At 58.3% G+C, this 15,556-nt stretch carries 17 protein-coding genes; 5 read left to right on the top strand and 12 right to left on the bottom strand.

Annotated features, from left to right (window positions below; translation table 11 throughout):
* Positions 1-54: 54 nt before the first annotated feature.
* Positions 55-222 carry a hypothetical protein gene (locus tag AAFM46_RS04270; protein WP_343319748.1) on the top strand — a complete coding sequence of 56 codons (168 nt, stop codon included), beginning with the start codon at positions 55-57 and terminating at the stop codon, positions 220-222.
* Between the two features lie 51 nt (positions 223-273).
* On the opposite strand, the gene AAFM46_RS04265 is transcribed toward AAFM46_RS04270, so the two are convergent.
* Positions 274-744, bottom strand: coding sequence for an NUDIX domain-containing protein (locus tag AAFM46_RS04265; RefSeq protein ID WP_283530470.1), 471 nt, complete (start codon positions 742-744; stop codon positions 274-276).
* Between the two features lie 38 nt (positions 745-782).
* Complete coding sequence (locus AAFM46_RS04260) at positions 783-1,295, bottom strand: A24 family peptidase (RefSeq protein ID WP_343319746.1); 513 nt, start codon at positions 1,293-1,295, stop codon at positions 783-785.
* Between the two features lie 68 nt (positions 1,296-1,363).
* Here AAFM46_RS04260 and AAFM46_RS04255 point away from each other — a divergent pair, with 68 nt between their 5' ends.
* Positions 1,364-2,176, top strand: coding sequence for a hypothetical protein (locus AAFM46_RS04255; RefSeq protein ID WP_283530474.1), 813 nt, complete (start codon positions 1,364-1,366; stop codon positions 2,174-2,176).
* 44 nt (positions 2,177-2,220) lie between these two features.
* Here the strand turns inward: AAFM46_RS04255 and AAFM46_RS04250 are convergent, their stop codons facing one another.
* The 3 genes from AAFM46_RS04250 to AAFM46_RS04240 all read right to left on the bottom strand — a co-directional run bounded on the left by AAFM46_RS04250 (position 2,221) and on the right by AAFM46_RS04240 (position 5,179).
* Positions 2,221-3,552, bottom strand: a complete 1,332-nt coding sequence (locus tag AAFM46_RS04250; protein ID WP_283530863.1) for a PhoH family protein — start codon at positions 3,550-3,552, stop codon at positions 2,221-2,223.
* A gap of 179 nt (positions 3,553-3,731) precedes the next feature.
* On the bottom strand, positions 3,732-4,406 hold the full coding sequence (locus tag AAFM46_RS04245) for a YoaK family protein (RefSeq protein ID WP_343319744.1): 675 nt from the start codon (positions 4,404-4,406) through the stop codon (positions 3,732-3,734).
* Between the two features lie 11 nt (positions 4,407-4,417).
* Entirely contained in the window at positions 4,418-5,179 is a 762-nt protein-coding gene (locus AAFM46_RS04240; protein ID WP_283530864.1) for an isoprenyl transferase, read from the bottom strand.
* A gap of 174 nt (positions 5,180-5,353) precedes the next feature.
* On the opposite strand from AAFM46_RS04240, the gene AAFM46_RS04235 reads away from it, so the two are divergent.
* On the top strand, positions 5,354-6,001 hold the full coding sequence (locus AAFM46_RS04235) for a hemolysin III family protein (protein WP_283530478.1): 648 nt from the start codon (positions 5,354-5,356) through the stop codon (positions 5,999-6,001).
* Positions 6,002-6,037: 36 nt separating this feature from the next.
* Here AAFM46_RS04235 and AAFM46_RS04230 read toward each other — a convergent pair whose 3' ends face one another.
* The 6 genes from AAFM46_RS04230 to mca form a co-directional block, all read right to left on the bottom strand.
* Positions 6,038-7,249: an ABC transporter permease gene (locus tag AAFM46_RS04230; RefSeq protein ID WP_343319742.1), complete on the bottom strand. Its 1,212-nt coding sequence runs from the start codon at positions 7,247-7,249 to the stop codon at positions 6,038-6,040.
* Positions 7,246-8,073, bottom strand: a complete 828-nt coding sequence (locus tag AAFM46_RS04225) for an ABC transporter ATP-binding protein (protein WP_343319740.1) — start codon at positions 8,071-8,073, stop codon at positions 7,246-7,248. Before AAFM46_RS04225 ends, AAFM46_RS04230 begins: the two co-directional genes overlap by 4 nt.
* 5 nt (positions 8,074-8,078) lie before the next feature.
* The gene (locus AAFM46_RS04220) at positions 8,079-9,173 is read right to left on the bottom strand and encodes an efflux RND transporter periplasmic adaptor subunit (protein WP_343319739.1); all 1,095 of its coding nucleotides are present in this window, start codon (positions 9,171-9,173) and stop codon (positions 8,079-8,081) included.
* 102 nt (positions 9,174-9,275) lie between these two features.
* Positions 9,276-11,468 carry a thioredoxin domain-containing protein gene (locus AAFM46_RS04215; protein WP_283530487.1) on the bottom strand — a complete coding sequence of 731 codons (2,193 nt, stop codon included), beginning with the start codon at positions 11,466-11,468 and terminating at the stop codon, positions 9,276-9,278.
* Between the two features lie 9 nt (positions 11,469-11,477).
* Positions 11,478-11,885: a hypothetical protein gene (locus tag AAFM46_RS04210; RefSeq protein ID WP_283530489.1), complete on the bottom strand. Its 408-nt coding sequence runs from the start codon at positions 11,883-11,885 to the stop codon at positions 11,478-11,480.
* A 57-nt stretch (positions 11,886-11,942) separates the two neighbouring features.
* Positions 11,943-12,851, bottom strand: coding sequence for a mycothiol conjugate amidase Mca (mca, locus tag AAFM46_RS04205; RefSeq protein ID WP_283530491.1), 909 nt, complete (start codon positions 12,849-12,851; stop codon positions 11,943-11,945).
* Positions 12,852-13,007: 156 nt separating this feature from the next.
* On the opposite strand from mca, the gene AAFM46_RS04200 reads away from it, so the two are divergent.
* Positions 13,008-13,445 carry a DUF4307 domain-containing protein gene (locus AAFM46_RS04200; protein WP_283530493.1) on the top strand — a complete coding sequence of 146 codons (438 nt, stop codon included), beginning with the start codon at positions 13,008-13,010 and terminating at the stop codon, positions 13,443-13,445.
* Between the two features lie 205 nt (positions 13,446-13,650).
* A complete protein-coding gene (gene greA, locus AAFM46_RS04195) occupies positions 13,651-14,151 on the top strand; it encodes a transcription elongation factor GreA (RefSeq protein WP_283530495.1) in 501 nt (166 codons plus the stop codon).
* Positions 14,152-14,311: 160 nt separating this feature from the next.
* On the opposite strand, the gene ilvA is transcribed toward greA, so the two are convergent.
* Positions 14,312-15,550: a threonine ammonia-lyase gene (gene ilvA / locus AAFM46_RS04190; RefSeq protein ID WP_283530497.1), complete on the bottom strand. Its 1,239-nt coding sequence runs from the start codon at positions 15,548-15,550 to the stop codon at positions 14,312-14,314.
* Positions 15,551-15,556: the final 6 nt, after the last annotated feature.

Below are 15,556 nucleotides of genomic sequence, written 5' to 3'. Positions count from 1 at the left end.
CCTACCGTGGCGCCGTACAACCCGATGGAACAATAGATCAGGGGCTACTCATCCTTGCCTACCAAAAAGGACTCCGCCACCAGTTTCATCCCGGTCCAGCAACGGCTATCAGCACACGACGCACTTGAACACTTCACGCTCACCACGGCCAGCGCCCTGTTCGCGATGCTGCCAGGAGTCACCACGGAAACCGACTGGCTCGGCTCGGCCCTACTGGCGTAAGCAGCCCAAAGAATTACAGCCCAAGGTGAGTCGGTGAGGTACCGCAACCCCTCACCGCTGGAAGTGTGGCACACCCTCGAACGCGAGAGCCCGCTGGATGCAGTCAAGATGCCCTGCGCGCAGTGGCGGGAGCGAATCGATGGCAAACCAGGCCACTGCAAGGGATTCGTCGTCGTTCACCCGGGCAATGCCGCTAACGTGCCGGGCAATGAATTCAACGTTCAAAAAATCGCAGATGTCCCCGTTGGGAAATCTCACTGGACCTACAGCGGCAACACCGAGTAGATGCTCAATCCGGGCCACAACAGCCGTTTCCTCAAAAATCTCACGGACCATGCCAGGGCCGGGCTCCTCCCCTGGCTCAAGAATGCCAGTGATCAGCGCCCACCCGCCGGTATCTGAACGCTCCCCGAGCAGCACACGTCCTTCGGCGTCGAAAACAACCGCACGCACCCCCGGCAGCCAGAGCGGTTCGTGACCAATCTTTTCCCTCAGTTTGACGATGAATTCTGGAGATCCCATGCACTGAGCCTAACGCGAGTGCTAGTGCTGCCCGACATTCACGCTGCCGGGACCAGCAGCATCGTAACCATCGCACCGGCCAGCATCGCCGGGCCGAAAGGGATTGACGATTTCGCTGTGCCGCGGCGGCTAACAATCAGCGCAATGCCCCACAGCCCGCCAACAACAAAACCTGCGGCCATACCAATCACCACATGTTGCCAACCCAGGAAACCCAAGAAAAGCCCCAAAACACCGGCCAGCTTCACATCACCAAATCCCATGCCGGCAGGGTAGAGAAACCACAGCAGCCAGTACAGTGCCCCCATGGCCAGGGCACCCACGGCCGCAGAGAGCGCATAGTTGGGCGCTCGTGCCAGAAGAGAAGCCGCCAACAGCAGCACCGCGGCGATCGGATAGGCCGGAAGCACCAACCGGTTTGGCAAAGTGTGGGTGCGGATGTCAATGATGCTCAATATAACGCTTAGCCACAGCAGGAACAGGCAGGCGGTCAGGACACACAAAAATGCCGATGCACTGTGTTCGAACAAGTCCATTAGCCGTGTGACCATAGCGCGATGCTACGCCATGAACCCTCCTGCCGGGGCCATTTGTTGGCGCCCGGGGCTAAGCTGTGGACATGAGTGCCTCCCCTTACACTGCCGATACTTTTCGACACATCGCCCGCTCGTCTCCGTGGCGTTGGCAGACGGTGCGCTTTGAACTGCACCGTAAGTTCCCCACCACGGCCGACGGCGGTGCAGGGAACGCATGGGTTGCTGCGGCCAGCGCCGGACTCGCCGAGGGAGAAGAGCCGGCATCGTCGCTGAACTGTTGGGTTCGCCGTCCGGGGGCACTTCGGGTAGAGACAAGCGATGGGGCACTACTAGCAAGTACCACCAAGATTAATGAGTCAAGGGACTCGCTGTTCATTAGTGGCAATCGTAAACCATGGCTGTTGCCGCCTTCGCTGGTCAACCCCGTTAAGGACCACGCCGGGTTTGTTCTCCGCCGCCCCGAAGCACTTTATGGCGAGCCAGCTTACGGTTCTGGCAGGGCTGCTTCAGCACTTGACCCGGTTGAGCTTGCCGGTGACCGGCCGGTTCCGCTGGAAGCTCCCTTCGCCAACGTGGCTGAGATTGCGGACATCGCCAACGTTTCACATCATGGCCGGGCGGCTGTTGAGGCGATTCTGACCCCCAACCCCAGTTACCGCCCGCTCTTTACAGATGCTCCCTTGCTCTTTGCTGGCCGAACAGCCATCCGGATTGACCTGGAAACAAGTATTTGTGTGGCCTCCCAATCCCTTGACGGCCCCACCGCAGGGGCAGGACATTGGATGGTCCTGCTCGGTGTTGACGAGTACATGCTCGATGACCTTTTTGAAGAAGTCAGCATGGGCCTAACAGACGTTAGGGCCCACATCCCGTGGGATCTGGGCCCGAACGCCTAACCGGATTCTTCCAGGGAGGGGCTGTGCGCCCGCGCCCGAGGGGACTAAACTTCGGCCCGTTCCAGCATCTCCGTGACAAGGGCTGCAATCGGTGAACGTTCCGAGCGTGTGAGCGTGACATGCCCAAACAAGGGGTGACCCTTGAGGGTTTCCACCACAGCGGCAACCCCGTCGTGGCGCCCAACACGAAGGTTGTCTCGCTGGGCGATGTCATGGGTAAGCACAATCTTGGATCGCTGCCCAATACGACTCATCACGGTGAGCAACACATTCTTCTCCAGCGATTGCGCTTCATCCACAATGACAAATGAATCATGAAGTGACCGGCCGCGGATGTGAGTTAGCGGCAACACTTCAAGCATGCCGCGAGCCATGATTTCATCCATCAGCGACTCGGAAACCACTGAGCCAAGGGTGTCGAACACAGCTTGCGCCCAGGGGTTCATCTTCTCGCTTTCGGAACCAGGCAGGTAGCCAAGCTCCTGACCACCCACTGCATAAAGTGGCCTGAACACCACCACTTTGCGGTGTTCGTTGCGTTCCAGGACCGCTTCCAAACCTGCGCACAGGGCTAAAGCACTTTTCCCCGTTCCCGCGCGTCCGCCCAGGGAAACGATCCCCACCTCAGGATCCAACAGCAGATCAAGAGCCAGGCGCTGTTCAGCCGAGCGGCCGTGGAGGCCAAAAACTTCCCTATCACCGCGCACCAGGCGCACCTGCTGGTCAGCACCTACCCGGCCAAGGGCTGAACCCCTGTTGCTGGTGATCACAAGTGAAGTATTCACTGGTAGGACGGCCGCTTCAGGAATGGGCACCGGTTCATGGTTGTACAGGGCCGTGATCTCAGCTTCCGTTGCCTCAACCTCGCCAACCCCTGTCCAGCCCGAGTCCGGCACCAGCTCATTACGGTATGCTTCAGCGGCCAGTCCCAGTGCGGAGGCCCGCACACGCATCGGCACGTCCTTGGTCACCACGGTGACGTTGTCGCCTTCATTGGAGAGGTTCTTGGCAACGGCTAAGATCCGTGAATCATTATCACCGCCGCGCATGCCTGCCGGAAGCACCTCAAGCGAAACATGGTTCAGCTCTACCCGGAACGTCCCGCCGTCGTGCCCTAAAGGAACGGGGGAAGCCAGGCCGCCGTGGGATTCGCGCAGCTCATCAAGGAGGTGCAGGGCCGCTCGGGCAAAATAGCCAAGCTCCGGGTCATGGCGCTTGGCTTCAAGTTCCGAAATGACAACGATCGGCACAACCACGTGATGTTCAGCAAAGCGGGTGATGGCCCGCGGATCGGAAAGCAGAACCGAGGTGTCAACCACGTAAGTACGCAATTTCAACGCCGTGCCGGGATTGTGTGAATGCTGCTCAAGGTTCATGGTTTCAACCACGTCGACTCCAGCCTTTCCGGAGCGTGCAACGCTCCGGAATCATTTCGGTACGTAGAGCGGAGTTGCCCTCCGTTACACCCAAGATACGCCGCTATTTATCGCCGCGAGGACACCACGCCCTAATTACGGATGAACGTTAGAGGACGTTCCAACGAACGCTTGGCGGTTCAAAGAATAACCCGGGTGGCGCCTTGACGGGGCGGATTTTTGTGGCTCCAGTCGTTGAAGAGAACCGATGTGACCAGCACGGCCACGGCTATCCACAATGCGTTTAGATCAAGGGCGAAGTAGGCGAAACCGCCAACAATGGAGCCTAGTGTGAGCGAGAGCCATAGCAGTGCATAACGGATCCAAAGCAGCTTTGCCCCGCCAGTCAAGGCGTTGGCAATATGTTGGCCCATTTTTACAAGCGTCCCCGTCATGTACGTCAGGCCAATGCTAACTTCCCCATCACGCTCGAAAATGACGTTCTCGGCACCCATTGCCACCGCCATGATGGCCGGGGCGAGCCAGCCCCCAACGCCCAGATCAAAAAGTAGCACGGCAGCTATCAACGCCAACGTCACATACAGCAGAACAGCCATGCGCTTTCGCCGTGGGACGCGCCTTCGTAAAATTGAGGCACTGACAACGCCTAAAAGAAATGCTGCCACCAGTCCGAAGGCTATGGCGAATCCGCCCCAGTTACCTTCCGCTAGTGCTGTGCCGCCGCGAGTTGAGTTTCCGCTCATAAAGGAAACAAAGTACCCGCCCAGATGAATAAATCCCACGGCGTCAACAAACCCTGCGGCGCTGGAGAGAACAGCGGCGAGGATCATCTCAGAGCGGTGGTGGCTTTGCACTCGGGGCTGGCCTAGCTGCCATACCGGCGACTGCGGCCGGCGTAATCGCGCAGGGCACGCAGGAAGTCAATCTTTCGGAATGCCGGCCAGAGTGCCTCACAAAAGTAAAATTCACTGTAGGCGCTCTGCCACATCAAGAACCCTGAAAGTCGCTGTTCCCCAGAGGTGCGAATAACCAAGTCCGGATCGGGCTGGCCACGGGTATAAAGGAACTTGGAAATGTCCGCAACGCTTAGATCCGCGGCCACCTGCGCCATGGGACGCCCGGCAGCGTCGGCGTCATGCAAAAGTTCACGAACGGCATCGACAATTTCACGCCGCCCACCGTAGCCGATGGCCATGTTCACATGAATACGCTCTGTTGCCGGCACCCGGGCCGTCAGGGAAGAAAGACGGGTGGCCAGGTAATCCGGTAGAAGTTCGGGGGCACCCATGGCATGGACGCTGATGTTGTTATCGGCATCCAGCAGATCCAGGGTGTTGGCGATAATGCCCATGAGTTCATCAAGCTCTTCAGGTGAGCGGCTCATGTTATCGGTTGAGAGCATGTACAAGGTGACAACTTTGATGCCCAGGTCTTGACACCAGCCAAGGAACTCCAGGATTTTATCTGCACCGGCCTGATGCCCGTGCCCAGTGGGGGCATTGAACTGCTTGGCCCAACGGCGGTTGCCATCCACCATGACGCCAATATGGGCCGGGACGCTGCTCAGATCAAGCGAGCATGCAAGTCGCCGCTCGTAGAAGTTGTATAACAGTCTGGGCATTCGCACGGAGCCGGAGGACAGCCACATACGCGCGCACCGGACCTTTACGAATTATGGCCCTGCGGCCTGCGAAACTTGCTAGCTCTAGATTACCCGCACAGGGAGCAAATTCTCACCAAGCACTTCCCCAACCTTTGTTACTCATAGGTAACTTAGGTGGTGGCGGGTTATGCTTTTAGTATGGTTACCGTGCACGAAATACAGCAAAAACCTTCGTGGCGCGGTTGGCTCCACGCGGGCTCGGCACCCCTGGTTTTGATTGCCGGAATTATCCTTGTGGCACTGGCCCCGGGAACCGCCGCCAAGATTGCATGTGCCATCTACGTGGCCACGGGCGTACTTCTTTTTGGTACAAGCGCACTATATCACCGTGGCAACTGGTCACCGAAGACCTCGGCAACACTGAAACGACTTGATCACAGCAATATTATGTTGGTGATAGCGGGCTCCTACACCCCCTTGTCCTTCCTCATGCTGGCCCGCCCAACAGCCACGCTATTGCTGTGGATGATTTGGATCGGGGCCATTGCAGGGGTCTTGTTCCGTGTGCTTTGGGTGCGTGCACCACGCTGGCTCTACGTCCCCATTTATGTGCTGCTAGGCATCACAGCCTTGTTCTTCCTCCCGGAGTTCTGGGCAGCCGGTGCCCTGCCCACGGTCCTGATTTGCCTTGGCGGCGCGCTATACATTGCCGGCGCCGTCATCTATGGAATCAAGAAACCCAATTTTAGTGCCCGCCATTTCGGGTTCCACGAGTTGTTTCATGCCCTGACGGTGGCCGCCTTTGCCATTCACTTTACAGCCGTGGTGCTAGTGGTTTTTAAGTAGTCCTTGTGGTTTTTAAGTAGTCCAAAGCCCCCGCGTTTAGAATCTGATGGCGTCAATAACTTTCACACGGATCGCAACCAAGGCGGGAATGGCGCCAGCCAGAGCACCAACAAGGACGGCTGCACCCAAGCCAAGCAGCGCAGCCTCCACAGGGAATGCAGGGTAAGCCTCCAGACCAGGAGCCACCTTCGATTCCACGATGGGGTTTTTTACAATAGCGACTGCCAGCATGACCCCAACCGCTCCGGCCACTGTAGTGCCCACCACAGATTCCATCATGACACCGGTGAAGATTCTCCCCGAGGTTGCTCCAAAGCTGCGTCTAATACCAATCTCGCGCACCCTGTACCGCACCGTGACCATGGAGATATTCAGCAGTCCCACTGCCCCCAGCAGCAGTATCAAAGTGGCTATGCCTGAGACCATCAAAGTCACCATGGCGAAGGGATCCCCGTAGGCTGCGTAATCGCTGCGGTACACATTCACGTAGGCGCCAGGAAGCTGCTGGGACAGCTCAGTGCTGAGCACTGCCACCAGCTGCTCCGCCATTCCAGCAGGAGCCCAAATTCTTAGTTCCACACCGGCACCGCCATCCCAAGGGTCCTCGCTCACCCCCACAAGTTGTGCGGCCTCGCTCAAGATAAATGCCTGCGGCATCGCCTCCGGATAAGCATTTGGCACCACACCAATGATCACTGAGGTGGCTTTGGTGCTCCCGAGAACCGGGACTTGCGGATCAACGGTGAGATCAGGCTGTCCGGCGGCTAGGTAAAAAGCTTCATTGACAACGACGGCGGGAGCCAGCCTGTCGGCGTCGTCCGCGGCGAACCACCCGCCTTGGGTGAGGTTCACTCGATGAATGACACCATAAGGCGGATCCACCACGGTCAATTCCACGTTCTGGACGCCTCTGGGAAACTGAAAGCGGCCCTGCGAACGCAGCAATCGAGTGGAGTGCGTGAAGCCATGCCGGGCAACCGTGGCATCCAGAATTCGGGTGGTCTTCTCCGTGCTGAGGCTTTGGCCAAGACTCGGACCGTTTTGAATGCTGACGCTCAAGGTGGCTTCCCTGCCCCCGTCGCGCTCGGAATTCAGGGCCATTCCCTCCCGTGCCAGGTTTCCTACACCCACCACTGTTGTCAGAACGGCAACCGAGAGGGCCACCCCTATCAGGGACAGTAGTATCCGGGTTTTGTGAATGCGCAGCTCTGACCACGCCTCGACCAGGGTGGAGATGAACGCGGTCATGCGTGAGCCTGCGCAATCAATGCCGCCGGGCCAATACCCTCAGTGGCACTCAGGACACCGGCGTCAAGGCGATACCTGCTGCGGGCCCGTGCTGCAACATTGAGATCGTGAGTGATAGTTACCAACGCTGCACCAGATTCGGTAGCGATGGCATCCAGCAAGTCCATAACTACCTGGCCGGTTTCCACATCAAGGGCCCCGGTAGGCTCATCCGCCAGAATGAGTCGGGGCCGTCTAACAAGCGCCCGGGCTATTGCCACCCGCTGCTGTTCACCGCCGGAGAGCATGTGCGGCTGTGTGCCGGCACGGGCGCAGAGCCCAACCCGATCAAGCATTTCCATACCGAGTTCGTTGCGACGCCAAAATTCTTTCCGGCCGGCGTACATCAGCGGTGTCACCACGTTTTCCAATGCTGTGCGGCCGGGCAACAGGTTGAATTGCTGGAATACGAAGCCGATGCTGGAGCCGCGGAGCTTCGCCCGGGTGTTGTTGCGCAGTTTTTCCACAGGCTTGCCCTCAAAACGCAACTGCCCGCTGCTGGGCACATCCAAAAGCCCCAGGATGTTCAGCAACGTGGATTTTCCGCAGCCCGAACGGCCAACGATGGCGGTGTGGTCACCTGCACGTATCTGCAGGTCAATGCCGCGCAGGATATGCAACTCCTGGTCATCAGCAAGCAGCACGGTCCGTGTCACGTTGCACAGATCCACCAAAGCGGGCGCAGAATTGTGCACGGCGGCGCTCTCACGATTGGTTGTTTCTACAGACTTCTCAGTTGGTTCTTCTGGAGCTTCTTCTGGAGCTTCTTCTGGAAAAATGCTCATTGGGATCAGCCCCTCATCGGGCCGAAGCCGGGCATCTGGCCCTCAGGTAACAAAGCATCCGTACCCGGGACAAACTCCAACACCGCTTCCCCCTCGGTCAAGCCGGAGGAGATCTCCACTTTTTCACCGTCGTTCAGGCCCAGAACAACGGGGCGCTCCTGGGGTGCTCCGGCACCATCCGCCGCCGAAATCCAGACAATGCCGTTTTGGACACTGCCTTTCACAGCAGTTAGCGGCAGTGTCAGCACATCCTTGGCTTCACCAGCTACCAAGGTGATGGTGGCGCCCAGCCCGGGGAACACAACAATGTTCATGGGCACTGCGCAGCTGACCTGGCCACTGCCGTTTTCAACAGGCGGGCCCTGGCCGACACCGGGATCAAAACCGGGGACACTAGCGGCAGCCGGGTCCATGCCGGGTGCATTCTGCGCGCCAGGGTTCGATTCCCCCGGAGTTTTACTATTGCTGATTTGGACGTTTTGGCAACCAAAAGGTGCCGGACCGTTGGTCACGGTGCCGGTGGCCGTTGTTGGTTTGCCCATGAGACGCAATTGCTGGGCTGTGGTGAGGGATCCGGTAATAGAAAACGTGCCGGGTGCAATGGTTCCTGCATTTTCGCCAACACTGGTTTCTTGGTTCAGCAATAGCGTGAGGGTCTCCAACGTGCCCTCGGCAGTGGCTACAACGTCAGTGTATGAATACACCGGGCCCGGCGCCGGCACGATGGGGGCATCGGGTTCAGCGGGAGCAGCAGGGGCTGCGTCAGGTTCGGAGAGCACCTCACTACGGATCTGGAAAATCTTGTCCCCGGCAGCCACGTGGGCTCCCTTGTCAACAAAAAAGAAGACCACTTTGCCGGCCGCCGTTGACCGCAGCGCGATGGCCGCATTACTTTGTACCGAGCCCGTAAGGTCCACAGTATTTCTCACGGTGGCGCGGCCGGTCTCTATGAGCGGAGCCTCAATGCGGGCGTGCGGGATGATTTGTTCGCCGTCATCCTGCAACCCGTCAATGAACGCGATCTTGACCAGTGCCACCGCTATGACACTAAATATCAGCACCCACACGACGGGAAAAACTATACGGCGCATAATACGCATTCTGCTTTCCTTCCGGAATCTCCCCACAGATCCCCGAACGGAGAAGTGTCTTGAACAATGTAACTGATGGGAAGACTTCCCGGCGGAAACACCCTGACACAATCAGATGAAGCGTTGCCGTACTTCAAGCGCCGTTGAAACTGGGTTTGTGCACACCATGTTGCGGCAAATATATGCCAGCACTCCCGCCGCAACTGGTTGCTGCCCCTGTTTACAAGAGCGCTGCGCCACACTGCGTCCTTCAAACAGCGCCAATGGCGGTTCCCCGGCGCCATCCCACACTCCAATGACCATCCCAGGGGAAGCCGAACACCAAGCCGCGTGCAGCAACTTCTCACGGTCATGGCCGGCAGGACCTACAATCGCCGTCTCAAACGGCCCAGCCAGCAGAGCCTCTGCCTGGGCAAGTAATCCACCAGCGGACCGCGGCGCTCTCTTAGCCAGTTCGGGAACACCTGCCAACAGATTCTCAGCAATAACGCGGTGCCTGCCCGATCCGGTGTACGCCGACCAAGAGATGAAAGCCCCAGCCATCATGGCCACGGCGCTGGTTGTGGCGTTATCGAAGGGGTCTGCAAATCGTGAGCCTTGCAGCGCGGAGTCAGAACCTTCGTGGGCACCATGGTTGTACACCACACCATCGGCTATGAAGTCCCGTTCCAAGTCGCAAATCAACGTCCCGGCAAAATCAAACCAGCGTCTGTCACCGCTGGCCGCATAAAGCGTCAAGTAACCTTTGGCGCAGGCCGCATAATCTTCCAGCAAACCCTTGATACCGCGCGCCTGCCCATCATGGGAAACCCGCAGCAACTCTCCGTCCCAATGCACTGTGGATAAATATTCTCCAAGTTCGACGGCGGTTGCCAGGTACGCGGGTTCCTCCAGCACCATGGCGGCTTCGGCCAATGCCTCCATCAGCATGGCATTCCAGGACGCCACTACTTTCTCATCCCGCGCTGGCATCACCCGCGCCGCGCGTAGCCTCCGCAGTGCCGGTTTAATCCGTTCCCACTGCTTCTGCTGCAGCTCGGAGAGCGGCCGCGAAGGATGTAACGGATACGTTTGGGGCACGGCGTCGTTTGGCACGCCCATAGCCCGTGCAACGTCCTCGGCCAGTTTTTGACTGCCCACTTCTGTGCTGGCATGCGCGGCAGTTTGAAGTTCGGCCATGCTCCACTTATAGCTAGCACCCTCGTGGTGGATGCCATCAACAACTGTGTCTGCATCAAGTGAGGAAGCAAATGCCCCGCCAGGGAGCCGCATCTCATCCATGAGCCAGGAAATCGTTGCCACGGCCGCTTCCCGGGCACCACGAGCTCCTAATGACGGCACCCTTACACGCAGTCCTGGTTCATCGTCGGCAAGGCTTTGCTGCGGGAACTTCTCCGCGATCCTCACCCAGTGCACAAGTACTTGGAGGAGGCCTGCGTTGTCGTAGAGCATTTTCTCGTAGTGCGGCTCAGACCAATCCGCACTCACACTGTAACGGGCAAACCCGCCACCCAGCTGATCGAATAATGCCGAATGCACCATGGCATTCAAGGTTCGGCCAACCAGCCCATGAGCCTGTTTCGCCGACGCGCCGGTGGCAGTGTCCGTGGCTTTTGATGCGGCATGCCGGATCAAAAATTCAAGGCCGGGAGTGGGCGGGAACTTCGGTGCCGAACCAAACCCGCCATGGATCAGGTCCTCTGTCCCGGCTATGGCAGCAACTGCGTCTTCGGTGGCCCTCAACCATGCTGGCTCTGGCTGTACCGAAAGCTCAACCGCCGTTGTGGCGGCGCTTCGCACTTGCCAGATAGGTTTAGCCAACGCCTCGGAGAGGGACTCTGCGGTCTTTTCCACCTGGTCTCTGCGTTCGCACCACGCCTCATTAACTGCGGCAAGCACCTGAGTAAAAGACGGGCGCCCACGTCCCGGACTTGGTGGGAAGTACGTGCCGGCGTAGAAGGCTTTTCCCTCAGGAGTCAAAAAAACACTCATGGGCCAGCCGCCCTCCCCGCTGAGTGCCTGGGTGGCTGCCATGTAAGCATCGTCTACATCTGGGCGTTCTTCGCGATCAACCTTGATAGAAACAAAGTGTTCGTTGAGGTAGTCCGCTGTCACCGGGTCTTCAAAGGACTCCCCCGCCATAACATGGCACCAATGGCAGGCGGCATATCCCACTGACAGAAAAATGGGTACGTCACGTGCTACGGATTCAGCAAACGCCTCCGCATCAAAAGGCTGCCACGCAACCGGATTTTGCGCGTGCTGGCGAAGGTAAGCACTGGGTTCACCTGCCAAGCGGTTCATTGCCGGATGCTACTTAGTATCCGTGTTCTCAGGATTACCAGCGGTGCCTGTGCTCCCTGCACCAGGCACAGCCCCGGCATCAGTTTCGTCAGGCTTTTCCGCAACCACACCGGAGACTGGGGAGTGCGCTGGAACTGAGGTCCCGGCGTCGTCCGCTCTAATGGGAATACCCATATGATCGGCAGCAGGGCCATGGGATCCGCTGACCCGGCCTTCCTCAACTTGTGCCCGGTAGCGAATACGGCGAATGCGCTTGACCATGTCGCGAATCAAAAAGAACATGATCACCACAATGCCGAACGTGACGGCGAAACCCAACAGACCGGGGGTGATTTGGTCCTCGGTCAAACCCGGGCGAAGCCCTGGCTGAGTGGGAATAGCGGGATCAGTGGTGGCAAGCAAAATCAGTGTGTGCACAATTCGTCTTTCGTTTTGTCCCCGAGCAACTTGGTGTCAACGGGAAACATCCACTATCTATCGTAGGCCAGCGAATAGGTCGTTCTCGGGTTGGGAGGTCAGGACACGTGATTCAATCAGCGAGTAGTCCTCCCACGGCCACACTTTTCGCTGCATTTGCGGGCTCACAGCAAAGAAGAATCCGTCCGGGTCAACCTGCGTTGCATGGGCCCGCAAGGCGTCATCACGAACCTCAAAATAATCTCCGCAGTCAATCTGCGTGGTGGTTGGATGCTTGCTCACCGGCGGTGTATGCCCCTCAGTGTCAGCCTCCAACCAGGACGCGATGCGCGCTGCATAAGGTGAAGCCAGCCCTGCCTCCTCCAACGCATAGTGCAAGGCCCGGAAGCGCTGCGGGTTAAACGCCAGATCGTAATAGAGCTTGGAGGGCTCCCAGGCTTCTCCGGCGTCAGGGTACAGTTCAGGATTTCCCGCCGCCCTAAACGCCTCCATCGTGACCTTGTGCGTCATGATGTGATCCGGATGCGGGTATCCACCGTTCTCGTCATAGGAAACAATCACGTGCGGTTTAAAACGACGAACCAACCGAACCAACGGAGCCGCAGCAATCTCCAACGGCTTCAGCGCAAAGCACCCCTCCGGCAAGTGCGGAAGCGGATCACCCTCGGGCAGCCCCGAATCAGTGAACCCCAGCCACTGATGCGCAATACCCAAAATTTTGGCTGCATTGGCCATTTCCAGCCGGCGCGCACCCCCCATGTCGCGGGCTGAATGCGGGTCACCAATGAGCGTTGGGTTTTGAATGTCGCCACGCTCACCACCTGTGCAGGTGGCCACCATCACCTGCACACCGGACGCCACGTAGGAGGCCATCATGGCTGCGCCCTTACTTGCTTCATCATCCGGGTGGGCATGAACCGCCAGAAGACGCAGCGACTGCCGTGCTGGAGACTCAAAGTTGTTCACGAAAGCTACCTTCAATTCTTGTGTGGCCACGGGTTAGAGGGAAGACGAGGCAAAATGCTCGTGCCAAATGAACGCTAAACTTGCCTTAGTCCAACGTCCCCATCAGGTGGGGCGCCCAGACCGCGGCAACCCGCGGAACAGACACAAGTGGATGCAGTGACAACTTCTGATTCTCCAGCAGCTACCAGCCTAACCAATCGATACGGCACACCCAAGCGGAGCCTGTCCAAAAAGAACCAAAAGATCCTCTTGGCGGTGGCAGCAGTGCTGTCATTGTCATGGGTATTGTGGGTGATCGTTGGCGGCAATACGGGAGTCTCCCAAAAAATCCTCAGCTACAACGTGGTGGACGCCACTATGACCACTGTTGATCTTTCGGTGACCAAAACCCCGGACGCCACGGCCGAGTGCGCCATCAAGGCCATGAATGAGTCTTTTGCGGTGGTGGGCTGGAATGTCATCACCATTGGTCCCAACGCTAAGGACGTTGGTTCCGAGAATGGCCGCACCACAACCGTGCGTGGCGAGCTTCGAACGGATTCGTTAGCCGTCACCGGAGTGGTTGAAAACTGCTGGATCGTTAAGCCGATGTAACACCCGCCACCCCGATTCTTGGGTTTATCCGCCTTATTGACTAAACTAGTCTCTATTACCATCTGCCCCGTTTGGTCAGCCAGTGAATTTTCTGCGCATGAATTGAGCACTTTGCCTTAGTGCATAGCTCGTGGTGCATAGCGCAGAGATTTCAATGGAACGCCTGCAGCGGGGCCTTTGCTTTTGTACATTCAAGGAGAATTACGTGCCTACCACTAACAGCGTGCCTTCAGCTTGGCTGACTCAGGAAGCCTTCGATCGTCTGCAGGCTGAACTCACACAGCTTTCCGGCCCCGGTCGTGCAGAGATCGTCAGCAAGATCGAACAAGCTCGCCAAGAAGGCGACTTGAAGGAAAACGGCGGGTATCACGCCGCCAAGGATGAACAGGGCAAGATTGAAGCTCGCATCCGCCAGCTCAGTGAAATGCTGCGCAGTGCCCGTGTCGGTGAAGCACCTGCCGACGACGGCGTCGTTGAGCAGGGCATGGTTGTTGTAGCCACCATCGCTGGGGATAAGACCACATTCCTGCTCGGCAGCCGCGAGGTTGGCGCCGGAGACCTGGAAGTTTATAGCGAACGTTCCGCATTGGGTGCCGCCATCATGGGCAAGACCGTCGGCGACAAACTGGACTATGTTGCTCCCAACGGGCGCACCATTGACGTGGAGATAATCTCCGCCAAGCCGTACGTTGGCGAGCAAAGCTAGCCACATGCGCAGTATTTGTCCCTGCCGGGTTCCACCCTTCGTGGTGAAATCCGGCAGGGACAAAATATTTAATACACGCTTTCTATAACCTGCGACGGCGGAACTCCCGGACGTCGCAGCGTCCGGTAACTTTCACAGCCTCCGGCAACGAGTGCGCCGGTTAGTGGACGACTATTGGCTGGAACCCTTCAGTGCGAAGAGCCGTCAAGACCAGCTCGCAATGCTCATGACCCTTGGTTTCAAGGTTTACGGTGATGGAGACGTCGCCCATCGAGATCGAGCCACCCACCCGTGTGTGGTCCACACCCGTGACGTTGGCGTCGTTCTCGGCGATGATGCGCGAGATCGTCGCCAAGGACCCTGGCCTATCCGTAAGCATCATGCGCACGGTCAGGAACCGGCCCGCGGCAGCTAGTCCACGCTGAATCACCTTCAGGAGCAGCATCGGGTCAATGTTTCCGCCCGAGAGCACAATGACAGTGGTACCGGGATTTTCAATCTTGCCCTCCATGAGAGCGGCCACGCCCACAGCTCCTGCCGGCTCCACCACCATTTTGGAACGCTCTAGTAAAAAGATCAGCGCCCGGGCCAGGGAGTCTTCACTGACAGTGATCACATCATCGACCAGTTCGCGGATGATGGAGAACGGCAGTTGGCCTGGACGGCCTACGGCAATCCCGTCAGCCATGGTGGAAACCTTCTTCAATGGCACCAACGCATCGGCGGCCAATGACGGAGGGTATGCGGCAGCGTTTTCGGCCTGCACCCCAATGACCCGGATCTCTCGCCCAAGTTCCTTAGCACGGGCCTTGACGGCCACCGATACGCCCGCCAGCAGCCCGCCGCCGCCAACACCCATGATGATGGTGTCAACGTTGGGTACCTGATCCAGGATCTCCAGGCCAATAGTGCCTTGTCCAGAGACCACATCAACATTGTTAAACGGGTGCACAAACACTGCACCGCTCTCGTTGGCGTAACGCTCGGCCTCCGCCAGAGATTCATCCACGTTGTTCCCGTGCAGCACCACTTCGGCACCGTGACCGCGGGTGGCGGCAAGCTTCGGCAGGGCAACACCTACCGGCATGTAGATTCGAGCCTTGATGCCCAACGCTTTTGCCGCAACCGCCACACCCTGGGCATGGTTACCAGCCGAGGCAGCCACCACACCGCGGGCACGTTCTTCGGCGTCAAGTTTGGCCATCCGCACATATGCACCGCGGACCTTAAACGAGCCGGCGCGCTGCAGGTTCTCACACTTGAAGAACACCTCTGAGCCTGTCAACCTGCCCAATGCCCGTGAGCTTTCGATGGGTGTGATCGCAATAATCTCCGCCAACAACTCCCGTGCCTGTTCTATATCTGCAAGGGTCACTGGGAGGTCGCTGGTTGCGTTCACGGTACT

Origin of the sequence: Arthrobacter sp. TMP15, assembly GCF_039529835.1 — a bacterium.
GTDB lineage: Bacteria > Actinomycetota > Actinomycetes > Actinomycetales > Micrococcaceae > Specibacter.
This window is presented reverse-complemented; position numbering and strand designations above follow the sequence as displayed.

Coding starts and splice junctions, on each gene's coding strand:
- AAFM46_RS04265 (WP_283530470.1), bottom strand. CDS start 744: ATGGGATCTCCAGAATTCATCGTCAAACTGAGGGAAAAGATTGGTCAC.
- AAFM46_RS04260 (WP_343319746.1), bottom strand. CDS start 1,295: ATGGTCACACGGCTAATGGACTTGTTCGAACACAGTGCATCGGCATTT.
- AAFM46_RS04255 (WP_283530474.1), top strand. CDS start 1,364: ATGAGTGCCTCCCCTTACACTGCCGATACTTTTCGACACATCGCCCGC.
- AAFM46_RS04250 (WP_283530863.1), bottom strand. CDS start 3,552: ATGAACCTTGAGCAGCATTCACACAATCCCGGCACGGCGTTGAAATTG.
- AAFM46_RS04235 (WP_283530478.1), top strand. CDS start 5,354: ATGGTTACCGTGCACGAAATACAGCAAAAACCTTCGTGGCGCGGTTGG.
- AAFM46_RS04230 (WP_343319742.1), bottom strand. CDS start 7,249: ATGACCGCGTTCATCTCCACCCTGGTCGAGGCGTGGTCAGAGCTGCGC.
- AAFM46_RS04225 (WP_343319740.1), bottom strand. CDS start 8,073: ATGAGCATTTTTCCAGAAGAAGCTCCAGAAGAAGCTCCAGAAGAACCA.
- AAFM46_RS04220 (WP_343319739.1), bottom strand. CDS start 9,173: ATGCGTATTATGCGCCGTATAGTTTTTCCCGTCGTGTGGGTGCTGATA.
- AAFM46_RS04215 (WP_283530487.1), bottom strand. CDS start 11,468: ATGAACCGCTTGGCAGGTGAACCCAGTGCTTACCTTCGCCAGCACGCG.